General features: G+C 43.1%; 17 protein-coding genes and 2 pseudogenes. 11 read left to right on the plus strand and 8 right to left on the minus strand.

What is annotated here, in order from left to right; genetic code table 11:
- The first annotated feature begins 2 nt into the window (after window positions 1–2).
- Window positions 3–758, plus strand: coding sequence for a type II secretion system protein N (locus BLS03_RS18970; protein WP_093277781.1), 756 nt, complete (start codon window positions 3–5; stop codon window positions 756–758).
- Window positions 759–850: 92 nt separating this feature from the next.
- Here BLS03_RS18970 and BLS03_RS18975 read toward each other — a convergent pair whose 3' ends face one another.
- From BLS03_RS18975 to ompR, 7 genes are all read right to left on the minus strand, one after another.
- The gene (locus tag BLS03_RS18975) at window positions 851–1,441 is read right to left on the minus strand and encodes a TorD/DmsD family molecular chaperone (protein ID WP_093277783.1); all 591 of its coding nucleotides are present in this window, start codon (window positions 1,439–1,441) and stop codon (window positions 851–853) included.
- Between the two features lie 67 nt (window positions 1,442–1,508).
- Complete coding sequence (locus BLS03_RS18980; protein WP_093277787.1) at window positions 1,509–2,300, minus strand: dimethyl sulfoxide reductase anchor subunit family protein; 792 nt, start codon at window positions 2,298–2,300, stop codon at window positions 1,509–1,511.
- Between the two features lie 2 nt (window positions 2,301–2,302).
- Window positions 2,303–2,923, minus strand: coding sequence for a DMSO/selenate family reductase complex B subunit (locus BLS03_RS18985; protein ID WP_093277792.1), 621 nt, complete (start codon window positions 2,921–2,923; stop codon window positions 2,303–2,305).
- Between the two features lie 12 nt (window positions 2,924–2,935).
- Complete coding sequence (locus BLS03_RS18990; RefSeq protein WP_093277794.1) at window positions 2,936–5,365, minus strand: DMSO/selenate family reductase complex A subunit; 2,430 nt, start codon at window positions 5,363–5,365, stop codon at window positions 2,936–2,938.
- A gap of 11 nt (window positions 5,366–5,376) precedes the next feature.
- Window positions 5,377–5,871 carry a 4Fe-4S binding protein gene (locus BLS03_RS18995; RefSeq protein ID WP_093277797.1) on the minus strand — a complete coding sequence of 165 codons (495 nt, stop codon included), beginning with the start codon at window positions 5,869–5,871 and terminating at the stop codon, window positions 5,377–5,379.
- Window positions 5,872–6,188: 317 nt separating this feature from the next.
- Window positions 6,189–7,493, minus strand: a complete 1,305-nt coding sequence (gene envZ, locus BLS03_RS19000; RefSeq protein ID WP_093277800.1) for a two-component system sensor histidine kinase EnvZ — start codon at window positions 7,491–7,493, stop codon at window positions 6,189–6,191.
- Between the two features lie 68 nt (window positions 7,494–7,561).
- Entirely contained in the window at window positions 7,562–8,281 is a 720-nt protein-coding gene (ompR, locus tag BLS03_RS19005; RefSeq protein WP_093277803.1) for an osmolarity response regulator transcription factor OmpR, read from the minus strand.
- A 425-nt stretch (window positions 8,282–8,706) separates the two neighbouring features.
- Here ompR and BLS03_RS19010 point away from each other — a divergent pair, with 425 nt between their 5' ends.
- From BLS03_RS19010 to BLS03_RS19020, 3 genes are read left to right on the plus strand one after another with little or no spacing between them, the layout of a single operon-like run.
- Window positions 8,707–11,070, plus strand: coding sequence for a PAAR-like domain-containing protein (locus tag BLS03_RS19010; protein WP_093277806.1), 2,364 nt, complete (start codon window positions 8,707–8,709; stop codon window positions 11,068–11,070).
- Window positions 11,071–11,072: 2 nt separating this feature from the next.
- Window positions 11,073–11,627 (plus strand): imm11 family protein, encoded by a 555-nt coding sequence (locus BLS03_RS19015; protein WP_093277809.1) that lies wholly within the window; start codon window positions 11,073–11,075, stop codon window positions 11,625–11,627.
- On the plus strand, window positions 11,624–11,980 hold the full coding sequence (locus BLS03_RS19020) for a hypothetical protein (protein ID WP_093277812.1): 357 nt from the start codon (window positions 11,624–11,626) through the stop codon (window positions 11,978–11,980). The genes BLS03_RS19015 and BLS03_RS19020 overlap by 4 nt, the downstream gene beginning before the upstream one ends.
- Before the next feature lie 41 nt (window positions 11,981–12,021).
- Here the strand turns inward: BLS03_RS19020 and BLS03_RS19025 are convergent.
- Window positions 12,022–12,240, minus strand: a pseudogene (locus tag BLS03_RS19025) (GreA/GreB family elongation factor); the annotation flags it as partial.
- A 14-nt stretch (window positions 12,241–12,254) separates the two neighbouring features.
- On the opposite strand from BLS03_RS19025, the pseudogene BLS03_RS19030 reads away from it, so the two are divergent.
- The 7 genes and pseudogenes from BLS03_RS19030 to BLS03_RS19060 form a co-directional block, all read left to right on the plus strand.
- Window positions 12,255–13,607: pseudogene (locus BLS03_RS19030) on the plus strand (PAAR-like domain-containing protein); the annotation flags it as partial.
- A gap of 17 nt (window positions 13,608–13,624) precedes the next feature.
- Entirely contained in the window at window positions 13,625–14,398 is a 774-nt protein-coding gene (locus BLS03_RS19035; protein WP_093277818.1) for an AHH domain-containing protein, read from the plus strand.
- Window positions 14,395–14,967: an imm11 family protein gene (locus BLS03_RS19040; RefSeq protein WP_093277820.1), complete on the plus strand. Its 573-nt coding sequence runs from the start codon at window positions 14,395–14,397 to the stop codon at window positions 14,965–14,967. The genes BLS03_RS19035 and BLS03_RS19040 overlap by 4 nt, the downstream gene beginning before the upstream one ends.
- Window positions 14,968–15,625: 658 nt before the next feature.
- On the plus strand, window positions 15,626–16,198 hold the full coding sequence (locus BLS03_RS19045) for a hypothetical protein (RefSeq protein ID WP_093277822.1): 573 nt from the start codon (window positions 15,626–15,628) through the stop codon (window positions 16,196–16,198).
- A 9-nt stretch (window positions 16,199–16,207) separates the two neighbouring features.
- A complete protein-coding gene (locus BLS03_RS19050; protein WP_093277825.1) occupies window positions 16,208–16,699 on the plus strand; it encodes a hypothetical protein in 492 nt (163 codons plus the stop codon).
- Between the two features lie 40 nt (window positions 16,700–16,739).
- On the plus strand, window positions 16,740–17,303 hold the full coding sequence (locus tag BLS03_RS19055) for a hypothetical protein (RefSeq protein ID WP_093277828.1): 564 nt from the start codon (window positions 16,740–16,742) through the stop codon (window positions 17,301–17,303).
- A complete protein-coding gene (locus BLS03_RS19060; protein WP_093277833.1) occupies window positions 17,304–17,723 on the plus strand; it encodes a hypothetical protein in 420 nt (139 codons plus the stop codon).
- The last annotated feature ends 48 nt before the right edge of the window (window positions 17,724–17,771 follow it).

Raw genomic sequence — 17,771 nt, forward strand, 5'->3', positions numbered from 1 at the left:
CAGTGAAAAAATACCTGCTATTGGGCTTGGGATGCCTGTTGGTGTTATTGGTTAGCGCAGTGGCGAATATGCCAGCGCGAATCATTAACTGGTTGCCTCTCCCCGCTCAATTAACAGTGGAAGGTGCCAGCGGCACGGTGTGGAACGGTCAAGCGCAGAGCGTTGCCTGGCAAGGGCAAAACTTTGGTCAGTTGCAATGGAAACTCAGCGTATGGAAATTGTTTACCGCTAAAGCCGAGGCGCAAGTACGTTTTGGCCGTGGTAGCGATATGGGCGTGATTGGCCGCGGTGTGGTTGGTTACAAGCTCTCAGGGCCGTATGTGGAAAACCTGGTTGCGTCGCTGCCCGTCAATCAGTTGATGCCTTACTTGCCGCCGATTCCGGTGCCACTCGATCTTGATGGTCAGCTAGAACTAACGGTTAAATCGCTGAACTATGCTGCGCCGTATTGTCATGATGGTGAGGGTACTTTGGTGTGGAACACTCAATCACTCAGCTCGCCAATGGGTGAATTGCAAGTTGGCCCGGTTGTAGCTGACATCAACTGTAAAGACAGCGTTATTGATGTCAAAGGCAGTCAGCAAAGTGACCAAGTCAGCAGTGGCTTCAGCGCAACCTTGCAAAGTAACAAGCGCTATAAAACCCACGCTTGGTTTAAGCCTGAACCAGAGTTTCCGCAAAACCTGAGCTCTCAGCTTAAGTGGCTAAAACCCAATCGTAGTGGTCAATATGAGTTTGACTACGACGGCCGCTTCTAAGCGAAGATTGGTTGTGTCGAACGTTAAAAAGCCTCTTCAAAACAGAGGCTTTTTTATATCTTGAAGATTAAATTGGCATCGCTGGAACAGCGCTAAAAGAACAGCTCGACAGGTTGCTCGCTAATTTCAAATTCTGCTTTAAGCTCGCCGAGCAGAGTTTCCGCCACGCTTGCCAAAATGGCGTAGTAACGGCTGGTCTCGTTGGCGGCCAGCAATTGCAAATAACGAAAACACCAAGTGAATAGATGGTCTTCAAGCAAAGTCACGGCTTGTGAGTGTTGCTCGTTAATCAGCAATTGGCTCAGCGCCAGTAGCATTAGGCCGAACTGATCTTGTGGCTCGCGTGAGGAATGCTCAAGCGTTAAACCACAACTGGCAAGAAAAGCCTCGTAGCGGTGAGTACTTTCACCAAACACCATATTATGTCTATCCAGATACACTGAACCCCAAGGCGGGCAAGCCATGTGGCCTTGGCCCTCAAACAGCACTGAATATTGGTATTCATGCTCCTCAAGCGTTAGCGTAGGCAAATCGCCAATCAGCGCTGCGATGTGCTTGGCATTCGGCCATTGCAACATGTTTGGCAGTTCAGCAAGGTGTTGGTATAAATCACGATTTTCCTCGGCTGGACGTTCATAAAAAGCGCGGCCAAGTAGCGTCAGGGTAACAATCAATGGATGCATAATCTTCTCGTGAGTTTGAATCTTGAGGTTGATTGATAGAGGCGGTGTTTCTCCGCCTCAATCCTACTTACATGCCAATGGCCCAAAGGTCATAGAAACCGATGCGACCAGCAATTTCGGCGACCACAATCACCGCCGTTGCCAGCAGGGGTAAGCGGTTATTGGTCATTGATGCTGAGCGGCTTAGGTAGATGATCAGCATGATCATGCCTAGCAGTAATAACCCAGCTTTCGCGACCCAAAACATCAGGTCAGCTGATTCAAAAGGCGCACTCGTTTGGCCCAAGAAGGCAAAATAGCTCGGCAGTGTTGCCACTAAGAGCACAATTGCCACGCTGCTGATGCCGCCAGCTAATTTGCTTGAGCTCATCGCGGCAACCAATGCACCGCCACACATCACCGCGGTCATCACCATTTGCCAACCGGTGAAGTTGGTATTCCATGGCTGCACACTTTCAAGTTGGTAAACCTGTGGAATGCTGTAAATAAGATAGGCCGCCGCCAGTGAGGCCAGTAAGCCAAGCACTTTGGTCAGCGCGTCAGGAATCGCATCTATAAAGCGCGATGCCACAAACGCAAACGCCAACCCGCCGTAGACCGCACAGGTGATGATTTCGTTACTCATTGGCGAGCGACCAATGCCAAATAGTGCATTGATAGCACGCAGTGGCTGACCAAGGTGGAAAATCGCCGATACGCCAGCGATACCCACCAACACAATGCAAGTGATTGCTAGTTTATTGATGATGGCGTCGCTGAATTTATCTTGTTTAAACAAGCTCAGTACCCACATTAAAATAAACGCGCCCGCTGAGGCTTGCGCGAGTACCGTAAAGAACACCAAAGGTAATTCTTTCATGATTAAATCTCCTCTGGGTTCAAGACAGCGCCACTTTTATCGCCACTTGGACGAGCATGTAGATGCGCTTTGACGATGAGGTTTGGCGACGTTAAGTGCGCTTTTGGTAGCGGTGCGACTTCATTGGCGCTGCCGTATTTTTTGCGCAGTTCGTTGATATCACCAAAATCCAGTGCACGTTGTGGGCACGATTGTACGCAGATTGGCTGCTCGCCACGTGCGACGTATTCGTAGCAGCCATCGCATTTGGCCATCACTTGTTTTTGCTCATCGAACTGTGGTGCGCCGTATGGACAGCGCATTTCGCAGTAGCGACAACCAATGCACACGTCTTGATTAACCACCACTAAACCGTCTTCTTCACGTTTGTGCATCGCGCCAGTTGGGCAACCTTTAACACAAGTTGGATTTGAACAGTGGTTACAGCTGATCGACAGATAGTAACTGAACACATCTTGTTCAAAAGTACCGTCTGGATTCTTTGTCCAAGCGCCACCGCCATATTCGTAAACCCGGCGCAGTTTCGGCCCGACATCAAGGTGGTTGCGATCTTTGCAGCTTACTTGGCATGTTTTACAACCCGTGCATTTAGACGAGTCGACATAAAAACCATATTGAGTCATTGTTCTTTCCTATTAAGCTCGTCGAATTTCTACCAGGTTGGTATGTTGTGGGTTACCTTTCGCCAGCGCGGTCGGGTGCTGAGTGGTTAAGGTATTGATACAGCCACCGATATCCAGACCGTCTTTGTTGGTTTGACGCCAGGCGCCTTCACCCATAGCAACAACACCAGGCATAATGCGTTGGGTTACTTTCACCGGTTTAAGCAGTTCACCACGTTTATTAAAGACCACCGCCATGTCACCGTGTTTTAAACCACGGGCCTGGGCATCGATAGGGTTCATCCACACTTCATCCGGAACCGCTTCACGCAATACTGCCACCGAATGATAGGTTGAGTGGGTGCGGCGTTTGGTATGGAAACCTGTCATCTGGAGCGGGTATTTTTTCATGGTTTCGGTATCGCCGAAGCCTTCTTTCACCGGCATATATTCGGCGATCGGCGTAATGCGTTCGCCTTCCGGCAGTTCCCACTCCTGGTCAAGTTTGGCCAGTTGTTCCGAGTAGATTTCGATCTTGCCCGATGGCGTCGTCAGCTTGTTTTTGAGCGGATCTTCGCGGAACTCTTTCAGCGCGATATGTGACTCAATATCCGCCACTTCGCGGTCGACGATGCCCATACCGTCAGTTTTGGCAAATTCAGGCAAATTCGGGCGTTTTTTACGGGTTTCGTTATAAGCGTGTTCAATCCACTGATCCAGCGTGCGCCCTTCGGTGAACTGGTCATAAATGCCAAGTTTTTTGGCAATATCGGCCAGTACGTCGTAGTTGAGGCGGTTTTCCCACAGCGGGGTGATGGTTTGCTGCATGCGCACTAAATAGTGGTACGGACCAGTAGCGTAAGAGTTGTTGATCAAATCTTCCGCTTCCAGCCAGGATACATCCGGCAGCAGAATATCGGCATACCGCGCTGAGCTGGTCATATGGTGATCCCACACCAGAATAAACTCACACTTGGACTCGTCAGACAGAATCTCGTGGGTTTTGTTCAGGTCAGAGTGTTGGTTCATGGTCACGCCGCTTGAGTAGCTCCACAGGAATTTAATTCCTACATCTAACTTGTCTTTACCTTTCACATAGCTGTTTTTGGCGGTCATGTTTTCCGGTTCTTCGATCGCCTTGGTCCAGAGGAAACATGGAATCGAGGTTTTTACCGGGTTTTTAATATCGAATCCGACCACAGGGTATTTAGAGCTGTAGCCCCAGTTACCGCTGTTGGTGCCCTGACGACCAAACTGTTTGGTGATAACCGGCAGCATCATGATCGCTTTGGATGCCTGCTCACCGTTGGCGCTGCGCTGAATCCCCCAGCCTTGCGAGATCCACGCCGCTTTGGCGTTAACCAGTTCGCGTGCCAGCTGGCGAATCCGTTTCGCCGGAATACCGGTAATCGACGCTGCCCACTCGGCGGTTTTTTCTTCGCCGTCTTTCAGGCCCAGAATATACGATTTGTACGAAGCGTTTTTCTCAGCAGAAGCCGGCAGGGTGGATTCATCCCAGCCCACGGCGTATTGGTTGATAAACGCATCGTCAGCGAGGTTTTCACTGACTAAGGTGTGACAGATCGCTGCAACCAGCGCAGAGTCGGTGCCCGGGCGAATCGGAAGCCATTCGGCGTTCAGGCCAACCACAGAGTCGGTGCGACGCGGGTCGATGATGATCACTTTGGCCTGGCTCTGCTCCAGTGCGCGGTAAATTTCTTGGATCTGGCCGCCGCCCGACATGCGGGTTTCGGCGAGGTTCTGACAGAACATCACCACTAAATCTGAGTGTTTGATCTGCGCTAAATAGCTGCCTTGTGGCGTGCCGTAAATAAACGGTTCGACCCGGCCAATCTGCGCGGTTGAGTATGTGTTGTGCTGTTCCAGATAGCCGCCGGTGAGGTTAAGCAGGCGTTTACAGGCGCTGCGGCCATGTAAGTTGGCACCGGTTGAACCTGAGCCGTACTGGTAATAAACCGCTTCGTTACCATAGGTATCAATGGTGTGTTTTAGCCTGTCAGCAATGATGGTGGTCGCTTCATCCCAACTGATGCGCTTGAATTTACCTTCACCACGTTTGCCGATACGTTTCATCGGGTATTTAAGGCGATCTGGGTTGTAAGTTTTGTAGCGGTTAGAGCGGCCGCGCAAACAAGGGCGAATCTGGTGTTCACCAAACACATTGTCATCGCCGCCGCCATCTTCACGGTCAATGCGTACGATATGGTCATCTTTAACATGAACTTTGAGCGGGCAGCGGCTGCCGCAGTTGACCAGACAGGCGCTCCACTTCACCTGCTCTTCAGGCTCAGATTTAGCGGGCGCTGCGGCCTGTGCTATCGATGAGAAAGGAAGCGATAACCCGGATGTTAAGGCAGCCGCGGTGGCGGTTTTACCAGATGCATCGAGAAAGCCTCTTCGTGACAACTTACTAGAGAGTAAGTTCTTGATTTGCTTTTTCATTCTTTTGCCTTTTATAGTTTTTGGACAATGCTCATTTCTATGGCGCTGGTTGGGCATTGGGTGCGACATAGGTTGCATCCATTGCACCGCACCGCATCGATAGACGGCGGCTGATTCGGCTCAATGGTGATCGCGAGTGTTGGGCAAGAATCTCGACATTCTGCACAATACATCGCCATATGCGGGTTACAGGTGGAAGTCACGGTCGGGCGCAGTAAACAATCACTGACAGGGCTATTGAGCGCGCCAGTGCTGCAGACAATTTTGCATTGCGAGCAGTGGCTACAGGAGCTGAGTTCTAAATCCAGCTGCGCGAGGTCGTTGGCGATGGTAATGATGTGATTCGGACAATGCTCGGCGCATAAACCGCAGCCATCACATCGTTCAATAAACTCATCCTCACTCACTGCCGTCGGCGGACGAGGCACGGTTCTTGGCGTTGAATTGGCCTTTTTAGCCTGCTGAAGAAAATGGCTAAAAAATTGGCGTCTTTGAACATCGACCATAGCACCGCACACACTTAGTAACACTTTAGAGGTATGTTAGGAGTGTGAATAATCTGAGGAGTTGATATTAATCAACCGAATTTGATTATTTTGTGAGACATTGCTGCGAAAATAAGACACCAGTTGAATGTTTACTATTCAATATATTCAACTAGTGGATTGCATTTTGATGACTATTTTGGCTGAAAATTGATGAATATTTCGCCCTGTTAAAGCGAAAATATCCATCAAATTGGTTTGAGTGAGAAATGCGAAAATAACGGTCATGCGCCGCTAATTCGCCAGCAGATTGTTACTGGGTTGAAGGTATTAATTCGTTAATGGGTTGGAAAACTTAGCTGCACTCTCAGGCCGCCTTCACTGCGATTGGTGACCGACACTGCCCCTTGGTGTTGGCTCACGATCCGTTTGACGATCGCCAGTCCAAGCCCCGTTCCTTCGCTGCCACGCGCTGTATCGCCGCGCGTGAAAGGGTTAAACAGTTTATCTACTTGATGCGGTTCAATGCCCGGGCCGTTATCTTCCACGCATACCCACACGAGTTTGTTGTCGGCGGTCATGCCGGTTGAGACTTTCACCCAGCCGTTTCCATAACGAATCGCATTGACCACCAAGTTGGTCATGGCACGTTTGATGGCAATCGGGCTGCCTAGCGCCGGTTTTACGTTTGGCTGCAAGGCAGTCTCAATTTGAATTTCATAGCCGCCTTGGGCGCTCGCCACATCGCTGGCTTGCTCATTAATATCGACGGCTTCAAAGGTCTGTTGATTGACCGGTTTGAGGTAGTCCATAAACTGGCCGATGATTTCGTTACACTCTTCGGTGTCGCTAATAATGCCTTCAGCGAGGTAGCTTTCATCGGGCGACATCATTTCGGTTGCCAAGCGAATACGAGTCAGTGGCGTGCGAATATCGTGACTGATGCCCGCCATCAAAAGGTTGCGGTCTTCTTCCAATGCTTGAATCCCGTCGGACATCTTGTTAAAGGCGCGAGTGACCGAGCGAATTTCCAAGGCGCCTTTTTCTGGCAGTGGCGGTGGAAACTCACCGCGCCCAACTTGTTTGGCGGCTTTTTCCAGCGCAATGAGCGGCCTATTTTGCCAGCGAATAAACAGCCAGCCACCGACGATGATCAGCAGCGCCATAATGATGCTGTTACGAAATAGCGGCGCAAAGTCCTCTTCTTGCAGCTCTGAAAGTGGAATTCGCATCAAAAAGCCCGGCAGAATATCCGACTTCATCCACAGCACATAACTGTGCTGACCTTGGCTCATGCGCACTTCGGTCGGCGCATCAAATTCCTTGGTCATCTCCTCGCTCATCAAATCGATTTTCATCGCGTGCTGATAGGATTCATCCATCTCGCTATGCTCTGGATGAATTGTGACGCCAAGCTGCTCCAGTACCTGACGGCGCTGCAGCGCGTTCATATTCAGACCGCCTTGCTGATTGAGCGGCTCTTTGAGCATCAAGTTAATTTCATGGCTGAGGATTTTGTTGAACTGCTGCAAGCTTGGCAGCAAAGCGTAGTTAAATACCGCGTAGTAGGAATAGATTTGACTGCCGATCAGCAGAGTTAAAAACAGCACAATGGATTGCGTGAATGAGCTGCGAAAGCGCATAGGTGTCCCTTGAATTTCAATAATAAACCCGGCGTGGAAGCCGGGTTAACAATAGAGTAAATGGTCAGTTATACCGCTTTGCCATCGGGCACGAACACATAGCCAAGGCCCCAAACGGTTTGAATATAGCGCGGTTTGCTTGGGTCGACTTCTAACATGCGACGTAAACGCGAGATTTGTACATCGATGGAGCGCTCCATCGCTGAATATTCACGTCCGCGTGCCATATTCATCAATTTATCGCGTGACATCGGCTCGCGAGCATTGGTAACTAAAGTTTTTAGCACCGCAAATTCACCGGAAGTCAGCGGCATTGGCTCATCACCACGGAACATTTCACGCGTGCCCAAGTTCAAACGAAACTCGCCAAATTCGACAATTGACTCTTCTGCACTTGGCGCGCCAGGCAGTTCGACACTTTGGCGGCGCAGCACTGCTTTAATACGCGCCATTAATTCACGCGGGTTAAACGGTTTTGGTAGGTAATCATCCGCGCCTACTTCCAAACCGAGGATACGATCGATTTCGTCGCCTTTGGCGGTCAGCATCAGGATTGGCAGCATGTTGCCAGCGTTGCGCAGGCGGCGACAAATCGACAAACCGTCTTCGCCAGGTAGCATTAAATCCAGCACCATTAAATGAAAGTTTTCGCGGGTGAGTAGGCGGTCCATCTGTTCGCCGTTGGCAACACTGCGGACTTGAAATCCCTGCTCGGATAAATACCGCTCAAGCAGCGAACGCAGTCGCGCGTCGTCATCAACCACTAAGATTTTGTAATTCTCTTGCATATACCGATTCCACCTATTCAACAACCAGCCTCTACCAAAGGCAAAATGTAACACTGTTCTCGCTCCCACGGAGCAAAGGAAATTGTTAGCGTTTATTTCCTTTTTAGCGAATGTCATCTGCGGTTGCAATCGGAGTGGGTCAAGATTCTGAAAACAAACCTGTCGCGCTTTTAAGGTTTGGTCGATTTGCTGGTTTTTAGCGGCTTTTATCTGGTTATTTATATCGCGAATATCGTCCGCTTTTGCTGCGAAATTATCACCAATGAGCTCTAAAAGAGGCATTTTTAACTGTGAATTTCGTTCCGTAACCTACGACTTTCTTAATGCCTATTAAATACCACTAAATGCCTATCAAGATAGTGAGAAAGCCACCGACCTTGATTGCTAAAATTTTGTGCAATTCATTCAAGGTTAGGACAGCAATCATGGGCGTCACCGTCAATGCAAATGGACTTAGCATCGTACATAAAGGCTCGGGAGGAGAAGCCAACGCGACTCTGCCTGATGTGTGTCTCACTCAATGTGGGCCGCCTGTGGTGCCAATTCCTTATGGCAACAATGCCAAATCGGCCGATTTAGTTGATGGCACCACCACCATCACGATGGACGGTGGCAACAGCGTCGCGATCAAAGGCAGCAAATTCTCTAAAAGTACCGGCGACTCGGGCGGCGACAAAAAAGGCGTTGCTTCCGGCACCATTGAAGGCGAAGCCGAATTTATCTCTGCCTCTCCAACCGTCAAATTTGAAGGCGCGGGCGTGTGCCGCCTGTCCGATCAAATGACCATGAACAAAGCCAACACCATGTGTTTAGGCGGCGCGCAAAACCCTTCGGTTACGGTCACTGAAGATGCAGAAGGAACCTATACCGTTGATTTAGAAGTCACATATGAAGATGGTGAAGGGTTTCAAGCAACATACATCTTAGTTGACTCTACTGGGGCTAAATATGAAGGTCAGCTAGATGAGAAAGGAAAAGCGTCTATATCTGGTGTGTCCGCTGGAGTTTTTACTGTTGAATTTGGTGAAGATCAGAGAGATTTCAAGCCACTAGAAAAGCACATAAACAAAAACCCACTCTATAAAAAGAAGTTTGATCCTGCTGAGCTATTAGAAGAAGCAAAAATGGGAAAGATCGGTTTCTGGGAGGCAACCAAAAATCAAGCCGCTACTACCGGGAATTGGTTGTGGGGGGTGTTAATCGGAGACTTTAATAAGGATCCAACCTCTGGACAAATTATGTTGAACACAATTCTTGGGGTGATCCCTGGAGTTGACCAAGTTTTAGATGCCAGAGATATTGGAGCCAACTTATTTTTTCTAGCTGATGAAAAAAACCGTTCTGATCCTGCAGCATGGGTTGATCTAGCTCTATCTGCTATCGGCGCGATTCCTGAAATAGGCTCGGTAATGAAAGGGGTTGGGCGAGCGATTAAATCTAAAAAATCTCGAGATGATATATTTGCGTCTGTGAGAGCTATGGGGAAAGGGAATGTAGAAAAATTCCTTACCGAAATAGACTGGAGCTATCTCAAATATGAAATTTTGCAGATTGTCGCAGAAAGTATCGCTAGCTTTGGACAAGTTCTGGATCAGCTTGCAAATTATGCTGATATGTTTGGGTATGAAGTTTACGCAACAGAAATTCTGACATTTAAATCTAAAATGGAGGATATTGAGAAAGCTGCTGAAAAAAACATTCCAGATGCATTACTGTATTTTAAAGACCTACTTGATCAAGGTTTGAAAAGAGGGCATTCGCGTTCAACGAAAGGCTCTCATGAAGCGAAAAGTAGCGCAGAAAGTGGAAGCCATACTGAAACGGTCAGTGAAGATAAGAAAAACAAAAAAGCTGATAAGTGCTGGTTGTGTGAAAAAAACATTGGTAAAAAGAAACAGAAAAAACCATCTGCGACGTATTGTGAACATAATGGCTATAAGGGGAAGCATTACTCCGAGAAAGATAAACATTTTGGCTTCACAAAGCGTGGTAATAGTGATAATGGGCATTATCCTTGGCAGCTTTTGAAAGCTCACAATAAGCGAAAAAATGCATCTCCAATGCGGCACCCTCTATATGCGCGATGCTATGACAAAACTGAAGATGGAAAAGGATATGTTCGTCCACAGCAGATATGGAGTAAAGCTGAGGCTTTAAAAGAATTTGATGCTCTTAAAAAATTGGATTTAAGTGATAAAGATGACATGCCAGGTGTAGAGAAAAACTTGCAAGCACATCATATTATTACAGTTGACGAGATGAAGAATAATAAATTTCTTTTTAATAAGTTACCCTATCTTGGTTATGATCTGAATGATTGGCATAACATTGTAGTTCTACCTGGAATTCCTGAACTAGCATGTTTCTATGAGATGCCATTACACAGTGGGTCACATCCAACACCGTATACAGTTAAAGTTAAAAATGAACTTAATAAACTCTCAATTAGGATTAAAGAGTCTGAATTTTGTGATGAACCTGCTCTTAAAGCTGCAGAAAAAATTTGTGATGAGCTTATAGATATTAGTGATTCAATTCATCAATTAATTATGGATTTTGATGAGGATGGCGCATTAAATAATAACTTCCATGATATTTATCATACGGGAAATAAGGGATGTTGTAATCAGCTAAATCATTCAACGATTAGTGAGGGTTTATTAGCTTGCCGACATCGGGTTGCATCATTGGAAAATCCTAATTTGCATCATGATTTTAGAACAACTATTAAAAGGAAAACACAGAGAATTCCTTATTCTGGCAAAAAAAGTTCTCCTATAGGATACTGATAATGAATTATTACAAGTTAGTAAATAAATTTGAAGATGGAGAGGGATCATTTACGGTTCAAGAACCTTGGGATGAAGTTCTTGAATATTTTAACCCTCAGTATAAAATTATGAAAATAAAGGCATCTGTATTAGTTGATGAATACAAAGAAAAGGGGATGTCAGATTTTCTTAAAATAGGTTTAGGTAAGTTAGCAAGTAAAAAAATTCAAAAAATATTCTTTGATAATGGTATTAGTGGTATTCAATTTGTACCTGTTGAAGTTGAAAATAATGGTAAGTATACTGAATATGCATTTATGAATGTCATAGCTCATTATGATTTGCTGGATCCTGTTTCTTCTAACGCTAAGAAATTTAGCGATGCTCTTGGTGGGTATACTAGAGTTCGTAAAGAGATTATTGATCAGAAAAAATTAGATTCATTAGATATTAAGCATGATTGTTTTACTCTTTCTACATATAAAGAATCGTATTACGTTAGTGAAAGAGTAAAAGATATATTAGAAAAAACAGGTGTTTCTGGAATAAAGTTTAAATCTATGGAGATATTATGATCGAACAAAAGTTTCAGGAGTTAGGAAAGTTGATGGAAATTAAAAATAATTCATTGTTTCCAAAAATGGCTGATTTGGTATTGGTTTTCTTTCCTTCTCCTGGTTTATTTGTTAGGGATAATATAGTTATTCCTAATGAGTTTAAATCTGAAGCTTCAATATATTATGAAGCTGATGGAGAGCCTTTTGAGGATATGTATATATTTTTACCTGCAGTTTTGCAAACTCAATATGATTTAGGGGACAGAAAATCAGGTATTGTATATGAAAAAGATACTTTAAAATTTGAACCTAGTCTTGTTGAAGCGTTGTTAGAGCAATCACCTAAGGTGATTGAGCATCGTTCAAGTTAGTTAATAGAAAAAGGGCCTTGGCCCTTTTTCTATTACCCTCATCACTCACCTTGCTGATAAGAGATAGAATTCACAAACCACTCTTTTTCGCCTTCTGGGGTTTTGACCACAAACTCGTCGTCGACTTCTTTCTTGACTAGTGCGCGGGCCATTGGTGAGTCGATGGAGATATAGTCTTTAGCGTCGCCGTAGATCTCTTCTGGGCCGACAATGCGAAACTTCTTCACCTCACCCGCTTCATTTTCAATTTCCACCCAAGCGCTAAGTACATCTCTCCAAATCGGCCGATTTAGTCGATGGTACCACCACCATCACGATGGACGGTGGCAACAGCGTCGCGATCAAAGGCAGTAAATTCTCTAAAAGTACTGGCGACTCGGGCGGCGACAAAAAAGGCGTGGCCTCCGGCACCATTGAAGGCGAAGCCGAATTTATCTCCGCCTCTCCAACCGTCAAATTTGAAGGCGCGGGCGTATGCCGCTTGTCCGATCAAATGACCATGAACAAAGCCAATACCATGTGTTTAGGCGGTGCGCAAAACCCTTCGGTTACGGTTTCTGAAGATGCAGAAGGAACCTATACCGTTGATTTAACGCTGACTTATTCAGATGGCGATCCGGTTCAAGGCGCAACTTATACGCTAACCGACCAAACTGGTGGAGTATTTGAAGGCAACCTTGATAACAAGGGTAAGTCTTCTGTAAGCGGAGTCGCGCCGGGCGAGTTTAAAGTTGAGTATGGCGAAGATACGCGTGAGTTCATGCCCAATAAAGCCACCAAACAAAATCCCAACTTTAACCCTAAGGCCAATGCCCAGCAGCTTATTGATGAAACGAAAAAAGGCGAAATCGGCTTTTGGGAAAATGCTTGGAAGCGAATGTCAGGCTCTGCCAGTTGGATTTGGGGCGTTATTTTAGGTGACTTCAACGATGATGCGTCAGTTGAACAGATCATTGCGAATACCGCCTTAACCATGATTCCAGTGGTTGACCAAGCCGCTGATATTCGTGATTTATCCGCCAACATCATGACGCTGCTTGATGAAAAAGAACGTGATAAAACCGAGAACTGGTTGGCTTTAGCGCTGACTCTTATCGGTTGTATCCCTACTTTTGGCAGCGCGATGAAGGGGACGTGTAAAGTCGCGCTTAAAGCGACCAAAGGAACATCCAAAGACACGCTACTCGCAGTATTGCGCGGCATGGGCAAAGGCGACCCAGAAAAATTCCTGCGCTCTTTAGATTGGATGGATTATGCAAAGCAAACCAGCGAAATCATTTCTGATGTTTTAAAACCTTGTATTGATGTGGCGACCGAACTGGCTTCTTATGCCAACCGCATGGGTGCAGAAGCGCTTGGCGAATATTTCTTAAAGCTTGCAGACGAAGTGCAAGTTATCGATAAGTTGGTTCCCAACAAATTGAAAGAGGCCATGGGTGAATTTGATGACCTGTTCTCGCGAATTCTCGGCAAAAGTGAAAAGCCATCACCCGCTAAGAAAAAGCATGATTCTGGTGAATCCTCGCAAGCGGGAAAAAGTAAAGATGAAACGAATGAGCAAAAGGATAAAAATCAATTCAAATGTCCTGTATGCCATAAAACACCCGAAAAATGCGGTGCGTATTAAAATATTAAGGAGAAATTATGGCACCCAAAAAAAGTAACTCATCAACTGTAAATTCTCATAATTTGATTGAAGGTAGTGGATCTAAGTTGGCTGCACAGATCCGTACTAAAAATAATTATGGTCCTAATTTTAAGAAGCACCCATGGGCGGATAGTCGAGTTGACAGTGATCAATGCGGGCTCGAGGCTCATCATATTATTACTACAAAAAACTTAAATACGCGGAATTGGAAAAAGTATAGAAGAGCCTATGAATATGATATTAATTCATGGGAAAATGGAGTCATGTTTCCTTCTGAACCAGATGTGGCTTGTCAAGCTTGTACTCATGTTCATCGCTCACATCACAGTGGTGGGTTAGATTTTACAAAAGTACAATCTAAGTATTGGAAGAAAGATTCTCCTGAGAAAGAAATAAATGATAATGTAGCGTCGTACTTGCGTGCTCTTGATTATAAATATATTAAATCTGTATTTTCGGATATAGATTCAATCAAGCAGAATGCAGTATCCAAGGTATATTGTAAACCTGGAAATAAAGAAAAATTTTCTTTACACATGAATCAAAAATCAAAAGATATTCTCGCTAAACTTAATAGTTTTTTGTACACTATTTCAACTTTTGGTCATGATTATTCTCCTGCAAGTAAAGTTGGATGTGCGGGTGGTAAATCTGAAAATAAAAGTAAAAATAGAAGTTATTGTGAACATAGAATAAATAAAACAAGCCATGGGATTTTTAATCATGCTGATAATGAAATCAAGAACAGAACTTTGAAGGTTGGAGAATGAGCGATTACTATTTTGCTAGAGAGATCATTGATACACCTTTTTATGATTTTCCTGATGAGCTATCTGATGCTGTGCCAGCAAATATTTTTTCATATCCAAATCAACCAGTTCCTCTTATAAAAATATTTGGACCTTTGGAAGATTATAATCTTGTAGATATATTTTTAATTCCATCACTTAGTATTGAATTTGATTTATTTGAAAGTATGTCCTTAGGTGATATCTTTGGAGTAAATTGGGTGGATATCATTCTTTTTGATAAAGGAAATAATTACTACAAAATGTTGCAATTATGCAATGAAGTAAAAGCTATTGATAGGAATAATAGTGATTTCGAATTTTATGATGAATTTGAAGGAGGAGAGTTTATTTCAGGAATGAATAAACTTATTGTAGATGAAAAGCTAATTGATAGTGTCGAGCTTAGTAAAAGGCTTATTTTTAGAGACCCCGGCTGGAGAGAAAAGATTTTCTATCACGAATCTATTGTCAAAAAAATAATGGCATCGAATGTTAAAGGTATAGAGTTTTTTTCTGTAGATGGGTACTCAGAGTTTTTGAATGTATGATTAATGATATTATGAATTTCTTGGATTAATAAAGGATAGTTTAAATCAGGATTTCTTTTATCTCTTCTGTAAGTGTTAGGGCATTACAAATGCAACGTTTAGTCTTTGAATCAAGGAGCAATTGGTCTTGTACAGGAACCATTTGAATTTGACGAAGAGGCACCAGTATTATAATTATGAGAAGTGAATATTAAGTATTAACTTCCCTGAGTTCGGTAGTTTTCTATTCTAATTCCCCCACCCAGCGCTAAGTTCATTTCTCCAAATTTGTCGATTTAGCTGACAGTACTCAAGGAAAAGGCGCTATCCTTGGGATACTAGAGATAAATATCACTCTCTGAATGATTAAAGTTAGATTGACAATTTCTATTTACTAAACCCATTGTTCACGTAGCCAGCCTAATTTCAATCCAAGCAATAAAATTATTTTCCAATTATTTATAGTGTGATGAACTTTATAATTTTTTGATCAAATTATCGAGTCTAAGCAAGGGAGAGCAAAGTTTATTAATTTTAATCTGGAAATGTTGATAATTGTGATTCTAAATCAAAAAGATAACTATGGAATTTAGGATTTATCTTGACGTTTTATATGAAATTGATATTTTTAATATAAAATTCGATGTTAAATTTATGAAGATATCAAGATATATATAATATGGAATACGCAGTTATATCGGAAGATTATATGAGAAGCCCCTCTCAGTTTCAGTGTGTAGATAGTAGAGAGTTTTTATACAGCACTAACGATTACATTCCGACGACTACTATTAATGCAATCAAGTGGCAAGATGGAAACATTTTATCGACCATGGTTCATCCAATAGCAAGTAATGGTGATCTTTGTATAACTAAGGATCTCGCTGAAATAATAATGAGCTTTGATCCATATGGCATTGAGGTTTACCCTGCATCTTTAGTTGTTAAAGATGGAGAAGTAACGGAAAGGTATTTATTAGCAATAAATAATATTCAAGATGTCGTAGATTATGATAAAAGCGTGACAGAGATATCACCGAATAGTGGCGATTTGATTGTACATAGGTTGTTCTTAAGTGAGGATAAGCTGCTTAAAGTTCCCGAAGATAAAAAAGTCATATACAGAGCTAAAGATATGAATTCTACGGTCTTTTTTGAGCCTAAGATTTATGATTTAATCAAAGATGACGATAGGTTTAGACTTGTAAGAAAATTGAAGAAAGACATAACAATGAGAGCACCTAAAATTTAGAGCCTAATTATGACAAATCAATACTATATTTTATCAAAGCGGATACTTGAGCAATTTCCTTTTCAGCAAACACCAAAGTGTATGCTTCAAGCAGAGCCTGATCTATTGCTTGAAATGACCTTTTCGCCAAAGCTTTTTATTATTGATCATATTGCGAGTAAAGTTGAAGCGTTGGTTCAGCATGGTGTGGAGTGGTTAGACGCTCGTGTAGATTGCTCTCCTAGCCAGCCGGCGGACGATCAAATTCAGGTATATGAAAACTTTCGTATGCCATATATCCATCAAACTTATCGCTTAACCAACCAAGAAAAACAATACGGAAAACTCAATTGGTTGGATATTGATAGTGCGGATTTTCAGTGGGACACATTAGAAAGTATTCCTTTGGAAGATCGCCTGATTTTTAAGTTAGAAGAAGATTACGGTATTATTTTAATTCATGAAAGTGTGATTGAACTACTCAAGTCATTAGTCAAAGATGTGTGGGTGAGAGACGTTTAGAATTTCTCGTTTAAAATCTAAGGGGTTGGTAAATTTAAAAATGAGTGAGTATTATTTTGTGAGAGAAGCTTCATCTATACCAAGGTATATATTTAGTGATAAATTTTCCGATGCTGTTCCTAATAGTGCTTTTACTTATCCATCAAAAGAAATTGACCTCTATGTCGATCTGAAACCCAAAGACGAATATTTATTTCCTGATTCATTTGATTTGCCAAGTTATTCTATAATAAAAAGTCTTTTTGAAAATATAAACTTAAAGAATATTTATGGAGTAAATTGGATTGAAATAAGGTTGATAGATAAAAAAATAGAAAACTTCTTTATGTTACAAATTGCTAATGAAATAAAAATTATAGATAGAGTTAAAAGTGTCACTCAGGAAATAATGGATTTTGGCACTGAAGATGAAACTATTTTTGGTATTGAGAAGTTAGTCCTAGATGAAAGAGTAATGAATGATATTCCAAGGGATAAGCGTCTCATTGTTACAGATCCTGCTTGGCATGAGGTTTTTTTTCATAAAACAATTGTAGAAGAAATAGAAAAAATATCATTGGTAAGTACAAAATTTATTCCTGCGGAAGGGTATTCGGAGTTTTAAATGTATAATGTTTTTTGTAAAAGTTATTTTTCAAGGTTTCTTCCAGAAAAAAGGCCGGGAATTATTTTTAATAACCCAGACTTATTTATAATTTTCGAACCAACGATCCGGTTTGTTATCTGGCAGGAAATATTGGATCGTATAGATTCTAAATGGAAAGATCAACTTACCCTATGGCCTACGTGGTTAGATTTTGGTAAAGATGAAGAAGATTACGATAAACAGTTCCAGGATTACTGGACGATAGAGCTTGTAGCTTTACCTAAAGTTAATGTAAATGATCCTATAGAAATAGCTAGACCACTAGTACAAGGGCTTGATGGTACCATATATATAAATCAAAATTTTGTAGAAGACCTGATAAATTCCGGTGTAAAAGATGTTTGGTATGATACAACTTTTCCTTATGGGCGTTATTAAACCGAAACATATGTAAGTCGGATATTCGCTGTCCTACATGTTATTTAT

Origin of the sequence: Vibrio xiamenensis (genome assembly GCF_900100015.1) — a bacterium.
In the GTDB taxonomy this organism is placed as follows: Bacteria; Pseudomonadota; Gammaproteobacteria; order Enterobacterales; family Vibrionaceae; genus Vibrio; species Vibrio xiamenensis.